We start from the raw sequence: 14,953 nt of genomic DNA on the forward strand, positions 1-14,953 counted from the left end.
ATCTTCGTGTGCGTCATCGTCAGGCCTCCTCTCGGGCCAGCTCGTCGTGCAGGAAAGCGGCCTGCTCGCGCAGCTGCTGCGTCTGCTCGGCGTACAGGTAGGCGAACAGCTCGGCCGGCTCCACCTCGGGCTCCGGCATCAGCCCGGAACGCAGCTGTTCGGAAATTCGTACAGCGTTTTCCTCCGCGCCCCGCCGTACCTCGTCGTCCAGTCCGCCGTTCTGCGACAGGTACGTCGTCAGCCGGTCGATCGGGTCGCGGTCGAGCCACGGCGCGACCTCGGCGTCCTCCCGGTACCGGGTCGCGTCGTCGGCGTTCGTGTGCGCCTGGACGCGGTACGTGTGCGCCTCGATGAGCTGCGGCCCCTCGCCGGAACGCGCTTTTTCCACGGCGTTTCCGAGCACCGCGAGGAGGCCCGCAAGATCGTTGCCATCGGCCCGTTCTCCCGGTATGCCGTACCCGATTCCCTTGTGCGCAAGGGACGGCGCGGCGCTCTGCTTGGCCAGCGGCACCGAAATCGCGTACTCGTTGTTCTGGATGAAGAACACCACCGGCGCCCGGAACACCGCCGCGAAGTTCAGCGCCTCGTGGAAGTCGCCCTCACTGGTACCGCCGTCGCCGACCAGCGCCATCACGACCGTGTCCTCGCCCTTCAGCCGGGCCGCGTGCGCGACCCCGACCGCGTGCGGGAGTTGGGTGGCGAGCGGCGTCGACTGCGGCGCGACCTTGTGCTCGTACGGGTCGTAGCCCGAGTGCCAGTCGCCGCGGAGCAGCGTCAGCGTCTCGATCGGGTCGACGCCCCGGCTCATGATCGACACCGAGTCGCGGTACGTCGGGAACAGCCAGTCGCCCTCGCGCAGCACCATCGTGGCGGCGATCTGGCAGGCCTCCTGCCCGTACGACGACGGGTAGACCGCCAGCCGTCCCTGGCGGACCAGCGCACTCGCCTGGTCGTTGAACCGGCGGGCCTTGACCAACTGGGTGTAGCCGTCGACCAGCCGATCCCTGGCGGGCAGCTCGTACGACCGGTTTTCGTGCGGTACGCCGTTCTGGTCGATCAGACAGACGGGTTCCGCGGAGGGGAGCAAACGCTCCTCGACGGTAGTCATGAACCCTCCAGCGCAGGAGACGGACGGTAGCCACATCGTCGTACCTCCTGGTCAAGTGGATCTACACCTGGGAGAATCGCGAGACATTTGGTTCCGGACGGCAGATTGGGCGCTCAGAATGTCTGACGAGGTGATGGTCCACCGGGCCGGTCCTGGACAGATTGTCGTCGCCCCGGCGCTCGACGAGGTCGATCGGCAGATCATCGAGGCGCTCGGCCGCGACGGACGGCTGTCGATCCGGGCGCTGGCCGACGCGGTGCACATCTCCCGCGCGAACGCGTACGCGCGGGTCGAACGGCTCACCAACACCGGCGTGATCACCGGTTTCACGGTCACCGTCGACCCGCTCCGGCTCGGCCTCGCGACGTCGGCGTACGTCACGCTGAGTCTGCGGCAGAGCTCGTGGCGGACGCTCCGCAAGCAGCTCCAGGCGATCCCGGAGATCAAGCACATGGCGCTCGTCGGCGGCGACTTCGACGCGATCCTGCTGGTCCGCGCGGCCGACAACGAGGGCCTCCGCCGCCTGGTCCTGGAGAAACTCCAGGCCATCCCCGAGGTCCTGGCAACCCGCACCGCCCTCATCTTCGAGGACGTCGGCACCCTCTAACAGCCCCGACGGATCGGGTCAGCCGAGTAACCGCACGACCCCCGACGGATCGGCTCCGGCTAGCAGCCGCAGGACCTTCGGCGGATGAGTTCGGTCGGGACGGTCAGGGCCTCGACCGACTGCTCGCCCTCGATCAGCCGTCGGACGGCCTCCCGGGCGAGGGCTTCGACCGGCTGCCGTACGACGGTCAGCGGCGGCCAGGTGTACTCCGTTTCCGGCGTACCGTCGAACGCCACCACCGCCACGTCTCCCGGCACGTCCACCCCCTCCTCGTGCAGCGCCCGCAGTACGCCGATCGCCTGCAGATCGGAGCTGGCGAAGATCGCGGTGGGCTCGTGCCGGAGCAGCGTCTGCCCAGCCCGGTACCCACCGTCGCGGGAGAACGTCGCGCGCGCGATCGGCCCCTCCGGCAGCCCCGCGAGCGCCAGCGCCTCCCGCCAGCCGAGCTCGCGTTCCGGATGGCCGGCACCGCCGATCACCAGACCGATCCGCCGGTGGCCGTGCGAGATCAGGTGCTCGACGGCGAGCCGGGCACCCTCGTGGTACGCCGGGCGCACCGAGCTGACCGCCCGCAGCCGGCGGTTGACCGCGATCACCGGCACCTCGACCTTGTCCAACCTGGGGGCGTCGGTCGGTGCCACCAGGACCAAGCCGCTGACCTGGCGGGCGAGCAGTTCGGCGATCTTCGCGTTCTCGGTCTGTGGGTCGCCGTCGGCACTGGTCTGCAGTACGACGTACCCGCGGGCCGCCGCCTCCCGGTCGATCGCCTTGGCCAGCTCCGCGAACAGCGGGTTGCCGCCGTCCGGCGTGATCAGCCCGAACGTTCGCGAGGTCCCCATCCGGAGCGCCCGGGCGCTCTCGTTCGGCCGGTAGCCGAGCGCGCGGATCGCCGCCAGCACCCGGTCGCGGGTCTCCGGCGCGACCTTCCGCGGGCCGTCGTTCACGACGTAGCTGACCACGGCGGTACTGACGCCGGCGTGCAGCGCGACGTCGTTCCGGGTGACCTGTTCCTTCGGCATGCAGTGATGGTACGACGGTTGACCGGCCTGGAAAGCGATTGCTAGCGTGGTCGATCTACACGAGTAGAAGGAGCCGTCGTGCCCAGACGCTACGCAGTAGCCGGAACCGGATCGCGAGCGCAGTCGTACATCCGCGCCATCCTCCAAGAGCACCCCGACGAGGCTGAGCTGGTCGCCCTGCTCGACCCGAACCCTGGCCGGCTCGCGTTCCACCAGACCAAGCTGACCGAGCTGGGCGGCCCGGAGCTGCCGCAGTACGGCGACGACGACCTGGAGCGGATGGTCAAGGAGCAGTCCGTCGACCGGGTGGTGGTGACCAGCCCCGACTACACGCACGCCTCGGTGGTCTCGCGGCTGCTGCGCGCCGGCGCCGACGTGATCGTCGAGAAGCCGCTGACCATCGACGCCGACGGCTCCCGGCAGATCGTCGACGCGATGAACGAGTCCGGCAAGTCCGTGGTCGTCACGTTCAACTACCGGTACTCGCCGCGGAACAGCGCGCTCCGCCAGGTGATCCAGGACGGCGAGATCGGGCAGGTCACCAGCGTCGAGTTCCAGTGGGTGCTGGACACCCGGCACGGCGCCGACTACTTCCGCCGCTGGCACCGCGAGAAGAAGAACTCCGGCGGCCTGCTGATCCACAAGGCGTCGCACCACTTCGACCTGGTGAACTGGTGGATCGCCTCGCAGCCGACCCGGGTGTTCGCATCCGGCGGGCTGTCGTTCTACGGCTCCGGCAACGCGGCTGCCCGCGGCCTCGGCGAGCGCCCGGCGCGCGGCACGATCGATGGCTCGGCCAACGACCCGTGGCTGCTCGACCTGCGCACCGACGACACGAATCGCCAGCTGTACTACGAGGCCGAGAAGTACGACGGGTACCTGCGCGACCAGGACGTGTTCGCGCCGGGCATCACGATCGAGGACAACATGTCGGTGATCGCGGAGTACGCGAACGGCGCCCGGCTGAGCTACTCGCTGAACGCGCACTCCCCGTGGGAGGGGTACCGCGTCTCGGTCAACGGCACCCTCGGCCGCGCCGAGCTCGAGGTGGTGGAACGGGCCGCGGTCGTCGACGACCAGATCGACCCGAGCTACCCGTCGGACCGGGTGATCGCGGGCGACGTCCGTACCAACGGTGAGCGGCTGGTCCTGCAGAAGCACTGGGCGACCGCGGTGGAGGTCGAGATCCCGCGCGGCGAGGGCGGCCACGGCGGCGGCGACAAGCTGCTGTACGACGACCTGTTCGTTGGCGCGGGCAACGATCCGCTCGGGCGGGCGGCGGATGTCCACGACGGCGTACGCGCGGTCGCGGTCGGGATCGCCGCGAACCAGTCACTCGCTACCGGTCAGCCTGTCGTCGTCGCCGACCTGCACCTGGGCGGCTGGACCGCCTAGTCCGGTCTCGCGGAGGATCTGCTGGACGGTCGCGTCGAGCGAGCTGGTCTCGTCGATGACCGTCTCGCGCGGCTCGTCCAGCAGATCCTTCGACCGGTACCAGACGGCCATGTCGCCGGCCGTGAACGCAGCGCCATCTGGCCGATCAGCTCGATGTTGGCGCCGTCGGGCTCAGCCAGCTCCTGGAACACGGTACGGCGTACGTAGTCCTGCTCTATGTAGGCGATGCCGCGTCCGTGCTGCTCCCGGAGCGCCTCGACGACAGAACTCTTACCTGAACCGGAGTTGCCCCGAAGAACGATCAGCTGCGGCTTCACGACCGCAGGTGCTTGCTGACGTCGCCGACCAGCCGGATCTTCACGGTGCGTTCCGTCCAGCGCCAACCGCCGGCACGGCGTTCGAAGCGGTCGCGGTAGCGCCCGGCGGCGATGACCTGCGGTACGGCGCCGTCCACTGCCTGCAGGACGGTCACGTACGAGCGAGCTTCCGCCGTGTCGTTGCCGTCGGCCTCGATCGCGATGTTGGTCGTGACGTGCTGCGTACGCGGCGTGCCGTCCGGATAGACGATAAGCGTGTCCCGGAACCACTGCTCGATCTCAGCACGCCCTTGCAGCGGGGCACCGCTCCCGCGGTAAGTGGCGTCCGCCAGGAGCTCTGCCACTGCAGTGAAGTCCCCGTCGTCTACCAGCTCCGCATACCGCAGGATGAGGTTCTCGAGCTCACGGCCGTCAGCAGGGTCGATGGGCGTCACGTGTTCGGACTGTACTACTGCCCCGGCTGGTGCGTTTTGAAGGTCCACAGACACGGACTGGCCGTTTAGGCCGCGTCTCTGGCTGTGCGTTGCCGGCGGAACCAGATGAGCAGTGCGATGCACGGTACGACCAGACCGCCGATGCCGAGTACAAAGAAGTCCCACTCGGCGCCGATCCGTTCGGTCAGCCAGGCGAAGTTCTGCCCGAAGAACCCGGTCACGAAGGTCAGCGGCAGGAAGACCGTAGCGAGGATCGTGAGCTGCTCGATCGTGGCGTTCTGCCGGACGCTGACCTTGGTCTGCTCGACGCCGATCACCGCCATGTTGGCCTCCAGTACGGTCGCCAGCAGGTCGCGTTGGGCGGCGACCTCCTCGTTCACCAGCACCAGGTGATCGTGCACGTCGCGGAAGTACGGCAGCAGCGCGGTGTCGCGGGCGTCGCGTTCGAGGGTCGCGAGTACGGCGAGCAGCGGGTGGACGGCGCGGTAGAAGTCGGTGACCTCGCGGCGCAGGAAGTAGATCCGCTCCGTCGGGGCGACCGAACCGGCGAACACCGTCCGCTCGACCTCCTCGATGTCGCGCTCCAACTCCGCGACCACCGGGCCGTACCCGTCCACGACCTGGTCGAGGATCGCCCAGAGGACCGAGCTGGTGCCGCACTCCAGGAGCTCGGGGCGCTGCTCCAGGCGGATCCGGGCGCCGTGCAGGTCACTCGCCACGCCCTGCCGGACGGTGATCACGAACGACGGTCCGACGAACACGCTGACCTCGCCGAAGTCCACCTCCTCGCGGGCGTCGTCGTACCGGGCGGTGCGCAGGATGACCAGCCGGATGTCGCCCTCGTACGGCTCGACCTTCGGGCGGAGGTGGAACGTCTGCGCGTCCTCGACGGCCAGTTCGTGCAGGCCGAAGTTCTCTCTGACCTCGGCGAGTTCCTCGTTGGTGGGCTCGAACATGCCCAGCCAGACGAACCCGCCGGCCCGGCAGCTCGCGGCGGCGTCGGCGACCGACATCGCCTCGACGTGCTGGCGGCGTCCGTCCCGGTAGTAAGCGCAGTCGATGATCATGATGGCCTCCTGTCCTGATCGTCGTCGCTCGATCGGCCACCGCAACAGGTCCGAGCGGGAAAGCAGGGGTGAACTTCGGTTCCGGTCCAGTTCCTGAGAAGTGCCGATCGGGTTCCTGGTCTGGGTCGCGCTTGTCGTCGAGGATGAACGCATGGAACTTCCAGTCGTGCTGATGCCAGGTCCGATGAACGACGCCGTCGCCGCCGGGTTGGACGGTCACTGCGAGCTGATCCGGCTCTGGGAGGAGGCGGATCCCGACGCGGTGCTGGCGGCCCGGCGGGACGAGATCGTTGCCGTCGCCACCGGCGGTACGGCGATCGACGGCCCGTGGCTCGACCGGCTCCCCGCCGTGCGCCTGGTGGCCAGCTTCGGCGTTGGGTACGACCGGATCGACGCGGTGGCCGCCGCCGAGCGGGGCGTCATCGTCACGAACACACCCGGCGTGCTGGACGACGAGGTCGCCGACACCGCGCTGGGCCTGCTGCTGATGACGGTCCGCGAGCTCGGCCAGGCCGAGCGGTACCTCCGCGACGGCAAGTGGGCGGACGGTACGCCGTACCCGTTGACCTGCGCGACCATGCACGGCCGCCGGATGGGCATCCTGGGCCTCGGCCGGATCGGCCAGGCGATCGCCGACCGCGTCCAGCCGTTCGGTATCTCGGTCGCGTACCACAACCGCAACCCGAAGGAGGTCGACTACGAGTACTACTCGTCCCTCGTCGACATGGCCACCGACGTCGACACCCTGATGATCGTCATCCCCGGCGGCCCCACGACCCGCCACCTGGTCGACGCCGAGGTCCTCAAGGCGCTGGGACCCGACGGCATCCTCATCAACGTGGCCCGCGGCACCGTCGTCGACGAACAAGCCCTCGTCGACGCCCTCCGCACCAACACCATCCACGCCGCCGGCCTCGACGTCTTCGAACACGAGCCGAAGGTCCACCCCGACCTCCTCACGCTCCCCAACGCCGTCCTACTCCCCCACGTAGGCTCCGCCACCCAACCCACCCGCACCGCGATGGCCAACCTGGTCGTCGACAACCTCACCCACTACCTCACGAAAGGCACACCCCTCACCCCCGTCCCCGAGTCGGCAAACCTGGTCGAGTAGCCCCGCCCGGCTGCCTCGCCCGGTGGAGGTACTTCCGACACCTGACGTGCTGCCAGGTGATCGGGGTAGTCGCCAAAGCGCTACACGCCAGTGCCCCCGTTGCGGCCGAATCCCCCCGCAGGACGCCGCCTCGTCGTAGGTCCGACCACCGCGGGTTGGGGAGGATTTCACACCCGTAGCGGGACAGAATCATCCCCAACCTGACAGCCCTTGCGTGGTGGGGTCCCACTGGATGTAGTCCGGTTCGGGGTCGACGACGAACCGCACCGCGTCGACGGTCGTCGCCCCACTGAGACACGCCTTGGCGATCCGATGCCCGCCATCCATCAGCCGCCCGTCCGCCGACAAGATCACCGGATACCGCAGGTCCGCCTTCTGAATCCGCTCAGCATGCCGAGCCACCATCCGACACGTCACCGCCCGCCCACCGAACCAGCAGTCCTCGTCGAACTCCCGAATACTCTCGATCGCCACAGCCTCGGAGGGAAGCCCCGCCACCAACCCCCAAAGCCGCTCAGTCACATAAAACGCCCGCCCACCGGGCACTGCCCTCGAATGTCGTTCAACCATCCCCCATCCTGAGCCGTTGATCCTCAGCAGGTCGCGCGGTTTTCTTCACTCAGGCGGGGGATCTGACTACTGGAGTTGAGATGGTTGGTCGGGAGAGTTTAGGTGTAGACCTGCTGCGGTATCTCGAGGAGTCGCCGGGTGCGCTCGTCGTGTTCCAGAACCCATCCAGCCAGCGTCGGCGTGCCGAGAGGCCGGTTCCGATTCAGCTCGCGGCGTGGGCGACCGGGATTGCGGAGGAACTGCACGCGAAGTACGGCGAGTTCGTCGAGCTGCAGGTCGGCGCTCTGAGTTTTCCGGGCAAGCAGTTGCGTTTCAGTGAGCACGTTCTCGACCTGCCGGGCGAACCCGCCGAGTCCATCGGCCTGGCGGTGGAAGCCCTCACGCCATTGACGATCCGGTCCGGTTACCACGTGAAGCTCGACGTACAGGTGACGAACCGAGCTGATCGGACGCAGACTCTAGCCACCGCCGGTGACCTGGTTTCGGCGGTGACCGACAGCTCCGGTGCCGTCGTCGGGCGTTACGTCGGCCCGCACAACGCACCGCGGATCGAGTTCCCGATCGACCCCCAGCAATCCCGCCCGGTACCCGCCCTCATCGGCACCGCCTCACTCATCCCCGACCTCGGGTACGCCGTCCCGCCCGGGCAGTGGTCGCTCGTCGTCTCCCTGGTCACGCCCACTGGGTACTACCTGTCGACGCCGCTCGGGCTGACTGTTACCGGGTGAGGAGGTTCTCGTCGGTGAGGTGACCGAGTTTGGCGGGGTTGCGGACGGCGTAGACACCGGTGATCTTGCCGTTTTCGAGGTGCAGGACGGTGACGGTGTCGACTTCGGTGGTGAAGCGGAGGAGGAGAGCCGGCTGACCGTTGATCTGAGTGATTTCGAAGGAGGCTTCGGTGAGGTTCTCGACGGCCAAGGCGAGCAGGCGGGCGACCTTGTCGGCGCCTACCACCGGGCGCGGGAGAGCCTGGACCACGCCGCCGCCGTCGCCGAGGAAGACCACGTCAGGGGCGAGGATGTCGACCAGGCCCTGGAGGTCGCCGGTGGTGACGGCGCGCTGGAACGCCTGCAGCGCGTCACGCGTCTCGTCGGCGGAGACCGGACCACGGGGACGGCGAGCGGCTACGTGCGAGCGGGCGCGATGGGCGATCTGGCGGACGGCGTCCGGCTTCTTGTCGACGGCCTGGGCGATCTCGTCGTACTCGAGGCCGAAGACCTCGCGGAGCACGAAGACGGCGCGTTCGGTGGGCTTCAGGGTTTCCAGGACGAGCATCATCGCCATCGAGACGCTGTCGGCGAGTTCGACGTCCTCGGCGACGTCCGGCGCGGTCAGCAGCGGTTCCGGCAGCCACGGGCCGACGTACGACTCGCGGCGGCGGCCGAGGGTGCGGAGCCGCTGGAGTGCCTGCCGGCTGGCGATCCGGACCAGGTACGCGCGGTGGTCCTGCACGGTGTCCAGGTCGACGCCGACCCAGCGCAGCCAGGTCTCCTGCAGGACGTCCTCGGCGTCCGCGGCCGAGCCGAGCAGCTCGTACGCGACCGTGAACAGGAGGTTGCGATGGGCAACGAAAGCCTCGGTGGCTCGGTCGGTACCGGTCATGAACAGCTCCCTCGTCAGCAGGCGTCACCCACCAGATGCCGCCCGAGCCGATCCTGTGACAACGCGCGGAGTATGGCGCAGGTCACGTCACACGGACCGCCCGCGCGGCATCTCGTGTTCGTCCAGTAGATCCCACGAGTGAGGACGACGACGATGGAACCCCGTATCGATCTGATGCAGAACGCGTTCGGCGCCAAGCTGGCCAAGCGGCTGTACGCCGTCCACGCGCTGATCCAGCAGACCGCACTGCCGCACCCGACGCAGAACCTGGTGATGCTGCGCGCGAGCCAGATCAACGGCTGCGGCCACTGCATCGACCTGCACACGAAGGAGGCGGCCGCCGCGGGCGAGACCGCGACCCGGCTGAACCTGGTCGCGGGGTGGCGTCACTCCACCGTCTTCACCGACGAGGAGCGGGCCGCGCTGGCGCTCACCGAGGAGGCGACCCGGCTGGCGGACGCGTCCGAGGGCGTGTCCGACGAGACGTGGGCGCGCGCCGCGAAGTACTACGCCGAGGACGAGCTGATCGGACTGGTCACGCTGATCGCGATGATCAACGCGACCAACCGGATGGCGGTCACGCTGAACCAGCTCGGCGGCTCGTACGAGCCTGGCCTGATGGCAGCCGTGGCCGAAAGCTAGCCCTGGGTGCGGCGAAGGCCTTCCCGGGGATAGCGGGTTCCCCGGGAAGGGAGGTTTGTCAGCCTGCGATGTTGACCATCCAGTTGATGCCGAACTTGTCGGTCACCATGCCGAACTCGTCGCCCCACATCTGCTTCTCCAGCGGCACCGTCACCTTGCCGCCGTCGGAGAGCTTCGCGTAGTACCCGCGGAGCTCGTCGCCGTCGCCGCTGAGGCTGATCGCGATGTTCTCCCCCGGGTTGTACGGCATGCCCTGCGGGGTGTCGGCGGCCATCAGCGTGAACCCGCTCGGCGTCTCGAGCTGGCTGTGCATCAGCAGGTTGTCGTCCTCCGGGCCGTGGCCGGCGCCGAACTCCTTGAAGGTGTTCGACGACACCTCCCCGCCGAACACGCCCTGGTAGAACTCCATGGCGGAACGCGCCTCGTTCTGGAACTGGATGTACGGATTGAGCCGGGATGCCATCGGATCGTCCTTCCCCCAAACTGGCCGGGCCTTCTGGTCCGGCGCCCATGTTCCGCACACTAGACCCGGCCGCCGACAATCCGCGAGACCCCCGGACGGCCGAATGGTTAAGGTCTGCGCATGAAATTGCGACATGTCACGATCGATGCGGCGAACCCCTACGAGCTCGCCCAGTTCTGGAGTACCGTGACCGGCTGGCCGCTCGGGGAGGGCGACGTACCGGGCGACGACGAGGTCCTGGTGGACGCGCCGGATCCGGTGCCCGGGCTGCTGTTCATCGCCGTACCGGAAGGTAAGTCCGTCAAGAACCGCGTGCATCTCGACTGGGGCCCGACCGAGCGGACCCGGGACGCGGAGGTCGAGCGGATCGCCGGGCTCGGCGGCACGATCCACGAGGACCACCGGCGTCCGGACGGGCGCGGCTGGGTGACGATGAAGGACCCCGAGGGCAACGAGTTCTGCGTCGAGCGGAGCCAGGCGGAGGTCGCCGGCTGATCAGCCGGGCGCGTTCGCAGCGTAGCGATCCAGGTACGCACGGATACGCGGCCGTGTAGGTCACCGGATCTCGGTCGCCTGGGACCACTGCACCTGCCAGCCGGCGTCGGTACGGCGGTAGCAGTCGAGGTGCCAGGCGCTGAGCGGGCCCGGTTCGCGGCCGTTGACGCCGATCTCGATCGCCGAGCGGTACCGCAGTACGGCGACCGCGCCGTCGACCAGGACGTCGATCTCGCTGACCGGCTCGAACCGGCGGTAGTTGATCTCGCCGGACTCGATCCCGCCGAGGTACTCCGCCTTCGTCCACACGAGCCCGCTGGGCGTCACGATCATGAAGTCCGGAGTGTGCAGGGCGGCGGCCTCCGGGATGCGGCGGCCGACCAGGTGGGCGAGACGGGTGCGCTCGAGGGCGCGGAAATCGGGCAATTCCGGCATAGCCGAAAACCTATCCAGGGTTTGGGTCGTCAGGGATGCTAGGGGGACGAAGGGAACTGGGGGGTTCACTTCCGACACATCAGGGGTAGGCAGGTTTGCAACGGATGAGGGGGCTCACCGCGTCATTTCAGTGCGCGGGGAGGACGAAGGGCGGGCAGCGTGCAGCAGGGTAGGACGGCGGAGGTGTCGCGGGTCCGGGCGTTCTTCGGATCGCTGCTGGCCATCGTTGTCACGCTGCTGGTCCTGGCCGGGCTCGGCGGCGTCTTCGTCGTACTCGAACCCCGGACCACGGCGGACGCGCTCGTCGGCGGCACCGCGTACAGCGTGCCGACCAGAGGTCCCGGCCCGTACGGCTCCGGCACGCTCGGCCCCTGGCAGAACCTGCGCCATCGGATCTCCTCCGAGGACCAGATCCGCGACGTGCTCGCGTTCGACGGGATCCTCATGTTCGGCGACAGCATCGCCGTCCAGGACAGCACCGCGCTGGAACGGCTGCTGGTGAACCGCGCCGGCGAGCCGATCGCGGTGCACGACTGGTCCGGGCAACCGGCCTCCGCTGCGGTCGACGCGCTCGAGGACTGGTCGCGCAGCTACGGCCTGCCGCAACGGATCGTGATGGCGGTCGGTACCAACGACATCTTCGACCCGCCGGCGTTCGCGGAGCAGGTGGAGCGGGCGATGCGGATCGCCGGCCCGGACCGGACGGTGTACTGGGTGAACGTCTACGCGAGCCGTACCAAGCAGCCGGCCGCGGTCCGGGCCGCCGACCTTGCGAACAGCGCGTGGATCAACCGGCAACTGAACCAGGCCGCCGTACTGCACTCGAACCTGCGGATCATCGACTGGTCGGAGTTCCTCACCTCACAGCCGAGCCCCGCGCAGTACCTGCGTGACGGCGTCCACACGAGTGAGCCGAACGGCAGCTCCGCCCGCAACGCCCTGATCGCCGACGCGATCTCCAGTCAATAGGTGGGGATGGCCACAGACCACCTGGCCAACCCGCGGACCGATCTACGCGTGTAACAGGGAGGACGTTCTCTGCGGGAGTTCATGCATGATCATCAAACGCTGGTCGGTCTCCGCCGCCATCATCGTCGTACTGACCTCTGCCCTGCTGGCGCTGCTGCACTACGAGTCGCCGTCCGCACACGCTAGAGCGACCGCCGACACCGGCAGTTACGGATCCGGCGCGCTCGGTTCGTACCAGAAGAACGATCGCGTGATCGCGAGCGGCGCGGAGGTCCGGCACGTGGTCGCGTCCGACGGCATCGTCCTGTTCGGCGACAGCATCGCGGTCCAGGACGGCGCCGCGCTCGGCCGGCTTCTCCAGCACCAGTTGGGTACGTCGTTCGCGCAGTACAGCTGGGCCGGTCAGCCGACGTCGGCCGCGGTCGGCGAAATGGCCGCCTGGGCCAAGGCGTACGGGCTTCCGCGCCGGATCGTGATGGCGGTCGGGTCCAACGACATCTTCGACCCGGCCGCGTTCGGAGCCCAGGTCGAGCGCGCGCTGCAGATCGCCGGACCGAAGCGGACCGTGTACTGGGTGAACGTCCAGGTGGCCCGGACCGACAAGCCGACCGCGGTCCAGGTCGCCGATCAGCGGAACAGCGAATGGATCAACCTGGAGCTGGAACAGGCGCAGCTGCAGCATCCGAATCTGCGGGTCGTGCACTGGGCGGAGTTCCTGGCGGCGCATCCCGACCGGCTGCACACCGATCTCCGCGACGGCCGGCACACCACTGTGCCCGCCGGGCAGGATGCGCGGAACACCCTGATTCTGCAGGCGATCCGGCACGGCTGAGCTGCCCTAACGGGCAGTTCGTACTCCGAAGCAACTTTTCGGGTTGCTCGTGACATCTATACGGTAGCGGAACCAATCTGAACCCCGGGGGGAATCGGTCGCGACGCACCCGACGGCAACGGGCCGACCCGCTTGATGCCGTAAGCAACCTTTAGCCGCACGGTCAGAAGTCCACAGCACCTCTTGAGCGCTAGCCTGCCCTGATTCAGGTCTAGTCCAGAATTACCATGCCTGAACCGAGGGGGAAACGATGCCCGCGAGACATCTGCGCACCACCAGGACGACCGTACGGCTGACGATCGCGGTGCTCGCGAGCGCCGCCGTCCTGGCCGTCGTACTGGTCGCCCCCTGGGGCGGGACCGAGCCGGAGGCGGCACCGGATCCGACCATGAGCCAGACCCCGGAACCGCCGACGCCCGCGCCGACGACGCCGGTACGGAGCGACATCTACACGTGTCCGGCGTACAGCGGGATCGACCGGACGAACCCGCTCGCCAACCTGTACAACGACACCTTCACCTGGGGTACGACGCCGCCGACCAAGGTCGGGAACGGCCGTGGCGACATCAACTGGCGGCTCAACCCGGACAAGAACCCGAGCTGGTACATGTGGCTGCACTCGCTTCGTTGGCTCGGCCAAGGAATCACGGCCGGCGGCCGCGGCGACAAGGCGGCGCTGCAGCGGGTCAGCACGATCGCCCGCGACTGGGTGAACGACAACCCGTACTCGTGGAAGTCCGACGTCGGCGCGTACGAGTCGACGATGCACCGCACCAACGTCCTGATCTGCCTGCGGCAGGCGGTGCTGTCGGGTCTACACGTGGCGAAGTTGCCGCTCACGTACACCTGGCTCGACAAGGCACTGCTCGACCACGCGTGGTTCCTGCAGAAGAACTACAGCGGCGACTGGAACCACGGCACCGACGAGAGCATCGCGTTGTTCGGGATCGGCTGCACGCTGATGCGGAGCGACCTGAGGAAGGTCGCCGCCGACCGGCTGACCAGTGCGATCAAGACCTCGATCGACACCCAGGGGTCGACCAACGAGCAGTCGACGGGGTACGCGCAGTTCAACTACGCGCTGTGGGGCCGCGCGATCGACGTACTGGGCAAGTGCGGGGTGGACCCGGGGACGACGATCATGGCGCGCCGCCGGGAGCTCGCGAAATGGCTCGCGCTGGCCACCAACTCGCTCGGGAACCTGCCGCAGCTCGGCGACTCCGAGGTGGTGAAGACGGTGCCGGTGCAGGGGACGGTGCTCGAGTACGCCGGTACGCTCGGCGCGCACGGGATCCGCCCGACGCAACGGATCGGGATCTTCGACGCCGGGTACGTGTTCGGGCGGACCGGGTGGGGCGAGACGCGGGCGTTCGGCCAGGAGTCGACGTACAGCATCCGGTTCGGGCCGACGCAGAAGCTGCACGGGCACAACGACCACACGTCGGTCACGTACACCTCGCACGGGCGGGACATCCTGATCGACGGCGGGCACGCCGGGTACAAGGCCGACGACTGGCGGTTCTGGGCGAGGAGTCAGTACGCGCACAACGTGCTGAGCGTGAAGTCGGCGACCGGGCATCCGGAGACCGAGCTGGTGCGGTCTTCGCTGAAGCCGACGTCGGAGTTCTACGAGCTGCACGACACGCCTGGCGCGGGCGTCGACCGGACCCGCGACGTGCTCGTGCTGAAGGACCCGGATCTGATGGTGGTGCTGGATCGGGGTACGTCGGACTCGGAGCAGGAGTACTCCACGTTGTGGCACCTGCCGGCGGATCAGCAGGTGGTTGTCAGCGGCAACGACCGTGCGGTGGCGGAGCGGCCGGGTGACCGGGTGAAGACGACGCTGCTGCAGGTGCCGTACCGGCAGGAGACAACGCCGATCGA

Annotated in this window: 18 protein-coding genes and 1 pseudogene; 9 read left to right on the plus strand and 10 right to left on the minus strand. The window is 68.3% G+C overall.

Going from position 1 to position 14,953, the window contains the following annotated elements; all coding sequences use genetic code 11:
• Positions 1 to 19 precede the first annotated feature (19 nt).
• On the minus strand, positions 20 to 1,108 hold the full coding sequence (locus VFF46_RS21800) for a thiamine pyrophosphate-dependent enzyme (protein WP_325039027.1): 1,089 nt from the start codon (positions 1,106 to 1,108) through the stop codon (positions 20 to 22).
• 118 nt (positions 1,109 to 1,226) lie between these two features.
• Here VFF46_RS21800 and VFF46_RS21805 point away from each other — a divergent pair, with 118 nt between their 5' ends.
• Positions 1,227 to 1,715 (plus strand): Lrp/AsnC family transcriptional regulator, encoded by a 489-nt coding sequence (locus tag VFF46_RS21805; RefSeq protein WP_325039028.1) that lies wholly within the window; start codon positions 1,227 to 1,229, stop codon positions 1,713 to 1,715.
• 59 nt (positions 1,716 to 1,774) lie between these two features.
• Here VFF46_RS21805 and VFF46_RS21810 read toward each other — a convergent pair whose 3' ends face one another.
• Positions 1,775 to 2,734, minus strand: a complete 960-nt coding sequence (locus VFF46_RS21810) for a LacI family DNA-binding transcriptional regulator (protein ID WP_325039029.1) — start codon at positions 2,732 to 2,734, stop codon at positions 1,775 to 1,777.
• A gap of 78 nt (positions 2,735 to 2,812) precedes the next feature.
• On the opposite strand from VFF46_RS21810, the gene VFF46_RS21815 reads away from it, so the two are divergent.
• Positions 2,813 to 4,129, plus strand: coding sequence for a Gfo/Idh/MocA family oxidoreductase (locus VFF46_RS21815; protein ID WP_325039030.1), 1,317 nt, complete (start codon positions 2,813 to 2,815; stop codon positions 4,127 to 4,129).
• On the opposite strand, the gene VFF46_RS21820 is transcribed toward VFF46_RS21815, so the two are convergent.
• The 4 genes and pseudogenes from VFF46_RS21820 to VFF46_RS21835 form a co-directional block, all read right to left on the minus strand.
• Complete coding sequence (locus tag VFF46_RS21820; protein WP_325039044.1) at positions 4,067 to 4,240, minus strand: hypothetical protein; 174 nt, start codon at positions 4,238 to 4,240, stop codon at positions 4,067 to 4,069. The two genes, VFF46_RS21815 and VFF46_RS21820, sit on opposite strands and share 63 nt — an antisense overlap.
• Positions 4,241 to 4,377: 137 nt before the next feature.
• A pseudogene (locus tag VFF46_RS21825) lies at positions 4,378 to 4,446 on the minus strand (hypothetical protein); the annotation flags it as partial.
• Positions 4,443 to 4,880 carry a nuclear transport factor 2 family protein gene (locus VFF46_RS21830; protein ID WP_325039031.1) on the minus strand — a complete coding sequence of 146 codons (438 nt, stop codon included), beginning with the start codon at positions 4,878 to 4,880 and terminating at the stop codon, positions 4,443 to 4,445. The pseudogene VFF46_RS21825 and the gene VFF46_RS21830, both read right to left, overlap by 4 nt.
• Positions 4,881 to 4,945: 65 nt before the next feature.
• Positions 4,946 to 5,947, minus strand: coding sequence for a magnesium and cobalt transport protein CorA (locus VFF46_RS21835; RefSeq protein ID WP_325039032.1), 1,002 nt, complete (start codon positions 5,945 to 5,947; stop codon positions 4,946 to 4,948).
• Between the two features lie 151 nt (positions 5,948 to 6,098).
• Here VFF46_RS21835 and VFF46_RS21840 point away from each other — a divergent pair, with 151 nt between their 5' ends.
• On the plus strand, positions 6,099 to 7,061 hold the full coding sequence (locus VFF46_RS21840) for a 2-hydroxyacid dehydrogenase (protein ID WP_325039033.1): 963 nt from the start codon (positions 6,099 to 6,101) through the stop codon (positions 7,059 to 7,061).
• 189 nt (positions 7,062 to 7,250) lie between these two features.
• On the opposite strand, the gene VFF46_RS21845 is transcribed toward VFF46_RS21840, so the two are convergent.
• Positions 7,251 to 7,535: a hypothetical protein gene (locus VFF46_RS21845; RefSeq protein WP_325039034.1), complete on the minus strand. Its 285-nt coding sequence runs from the start codon at positions 7,533 to 7,535 to the stop codon at positions 7,251 to 7,253.
• A 176-nt stretch (positions 7,536 to 7,711) separates the two neighbouring features.
• Between VFF46_RS21845 and VFF46_RS21850 the strand changes: the two genes are divergently transcribed.
• Positions 7,712 to 8,359 (plus strand): hypothetical protein, encoded by a 648-nt coding sequence (locus tag VFF46_RS21850; protein WP_325039035.1) that lies wholly within the window; start codon positions 7,712 to 7,714, stop codon positions 8,357 to 8,359.
• On the opposite strand, the gene VFF46_RS21855 is transcribed toward VFF46_RS21850, so the two are convergent.
• Positions 8,349 to 9,233 carry an RNA polymerase sigma-70 factor gene (locus VFF46_RS21855; RefSeq protein WP_325039036.1) on the minus strand — a complete coding sequence of 295 codons (885 nt, stop codon included), beginning with the start codon at positions 9,231 to 9,233 and terminating at the stop codon, positions 8,349 to 8,351. The genes VFF46_RS21850 and VFF46_RS21855 overlap by 11 nt on opposite strands.
• Positions 9,234 to 9,386: 153 nt before the next feature.
• Between VFF46_RS21855 and VFF46_RS21860 the strand changes: the two genes are divergently transcribed.
• Positions 9,387 to 9,875 (plus strand): carboxymuconolactone decarboxylase family protein, encoded by a 489-nt coding sequence (locus VFF46_RS21860; RefSeq protein ID WP_325039037.1) that lies wholly within the window; start codon positions 9,387 to 9,389, stop codon positions 9,873 to 9,875.
• 58 nt (positions 9,876 to 9,933) lie between these two features.
• Here VFF46_RS21860 and VFF46_RS21865 read toward each other — a convergent pair whose 3' ends face one another.
• A complete protein-coding gene (locus VFF46_RS21865; protein ID WP_325039038.1) occupies positions 9,934 to 10,338 on the minus strand; it encodes a VOC family protein in 405 nt (134 codons plus the stop codon).
• A 120-nt stretch (positions 10,339 to 10,458) separates the two neighbouring features.
• On the opposite strand from VFF46_RS21865, the gene VFF46_RS21870 reads away from it, so the two are divergent.
• Positions 10,459 to 10,833: a VOC family protein gene (locus tag VFF46_RS21870; RefSeq protein WP_325039039.1), complete on the plus strand. Its 375-nt coding sequence runs from the start codon at positions 10,459 to 10,461 to the stop codon at positions 10,831 to 10,833.
• A gap of 60 nt (positions 10,834 to 10,893) precedes the next feature.
• On the opposite strand, the gene VFF46_RS21875 is transcribed toward VFF46_RS21870, so the two are convergent.
• A complete protein-coding gene (locus tag VFF46_RS21875) occupies positions 10,894 to 11,268 on the minus strand; it encodes a nuclear transport factor 2 family protein (RefSeq protein WP_325039040.1) in 375 nt (124 codons plus the stop codon).
• 159 nt (positions 11,269 to 11,427) lie between these two features.
• Between VFF46_RS21875 and VFF46_RS21880 the strand changes: the two genes are divergently transcribed.
• The 3 genes from VFF46_RS21880 to VFF46_RS21890 all read left to right on the plus strand — a co-directional run.
• The gene (locus tag VFF46_RS21880) at positions 11,428 to 12,237 is read left to right on the plus strand and encodes a hypothetical protein (protein WP_325039041.1); all 810 of its coding nucleotides are present in this window, start codon (positions 11,428 to 11,430) and stop codon (positions 12,235 to 12,237) included.
• A gap of 85 nt (positions 12,238 to 12,322) precedes the next feature.
• The gene (locus VFF46_RS21885; protein ID WP_325039042.1) at positions 12,323 to 13,069 is read left to right on the plus strand and encodes a hypothetical protein; all 747 of its coding nucleotides are present in this window, start codon (positions 12,323 to 12,325) and stop codon (positions 13,067 to 13,069) included.
• Positions 13,070 to 13,319: 250 nt separating this feature from the next.
• Positions 13,320 to 14,953 (plus strand): heparinase II/III domain-containing protein (locus VFF46_RS21890; protein WP_325039043.1); only part of this gene is annotated, 1,634 nt, incomplete at its 3' end.

Source organism: Kribbella sp. (assembly GCF_035655035.1).
In the GTDB taxonomy this organism is placed as follows: Bacteria; Actinomycetota; Actinomycetes; order Propionibacteriales; family Kribbellaceae; genus Kribbella.

Bases quoted from the DNA above. Each gene is read 5' to 3' on its own strand.
- VFF46_RS21855 (WP_325039036.1), bottom strand. From the start codon at position 9,233: ATGACCGGTACCGACCGAGCCACCGAGGCTTTCGTTGCCCATCGCAAC.
- VFF46_RS21870 (WP_325039039.1), top strand. From the start codon at position 10,459: ATGAAATTGCGACATGTCACGATCGATGCGGCGAACCCCTACGAGCTC.
- VFF46_RS21835 (WP_325039032.1), bottom strand. From the start codon at position 5,947: ATGATCATCGACTGCGCTTACTACCGGGACGGACGCCGCCAGCACGTC.
- VFF46_RS21875 (WP_325039040.1), bottom strand. From the start codon at position 11,268: ATGCCGGAATTGCCCGATTTCCGCGCCCTCGAGCGCACCCGTCTCGCC.
- VFF46_RS21865 (WP_325039038.1), bottom strand. From the start codon at position 10,338: ATGGCATCCCGGCTCAATCCGTACATCCAGTTCCAGAACGAGGCGCGT.
- VFF46_RS21800 (WP_325039027.1), bottom strand. From the start codon at position 1,108: ATGACTACCGTCGAGGAGCGTTTGCTCCCCTCCGCGGAACCCGTCTGT.
- VFF46_RS21860 (WP_325039037.1), top strand. From the start codon at position 9,387: ATGGAACCCCGTATCGATCTGATGCAGAACGCGTTCGGCGCCAAGCTG.
- VFF46_RS21885 (WP_325039042.1), top strand. From the start codon at position 12,323: ATGATCATCAAACGCTGGTCGGTCTCCGCCGCCATCATCGTCGTACTG.
- VFF46_RS21820 (WP_325039044.1), bottom strand. From the start codon at position 4,240: ATGGCCGTCTGGTACCGGTCGAAGGATCTGCTGGACGAGCCGCGCGAG.
- VFF46_RS21805 (WP_325039028.1), top strand. From the start codon at position 1,227: ATGTCTGACGAGGTGATGGTCCACCGGGCCGGTCCTGGACAGATTGTC.
- VFF46_RS21840 (WP_325039033.1), top strand. From the start codon at position 6,099: ATGGAACTTCCAGTCGTGCTGATGCCAGGTCCGATGAACGACGCCGTC.
- VFF46_RS21850 (WP_325039035.1), top strand. From the start codon at position 7,712: ATGGTTGGTCGGGAGAGTTTAGGTGTAGACCTGCTGCGGTATCTCGAG.
- VFF46_RS21810 (WP_325039029.1), bottom strand. From the start codon at position 2,734: ATGCCGAAGGAACAGGTCACCCGGAACGACGTCGCGCTGCACGCCGGC.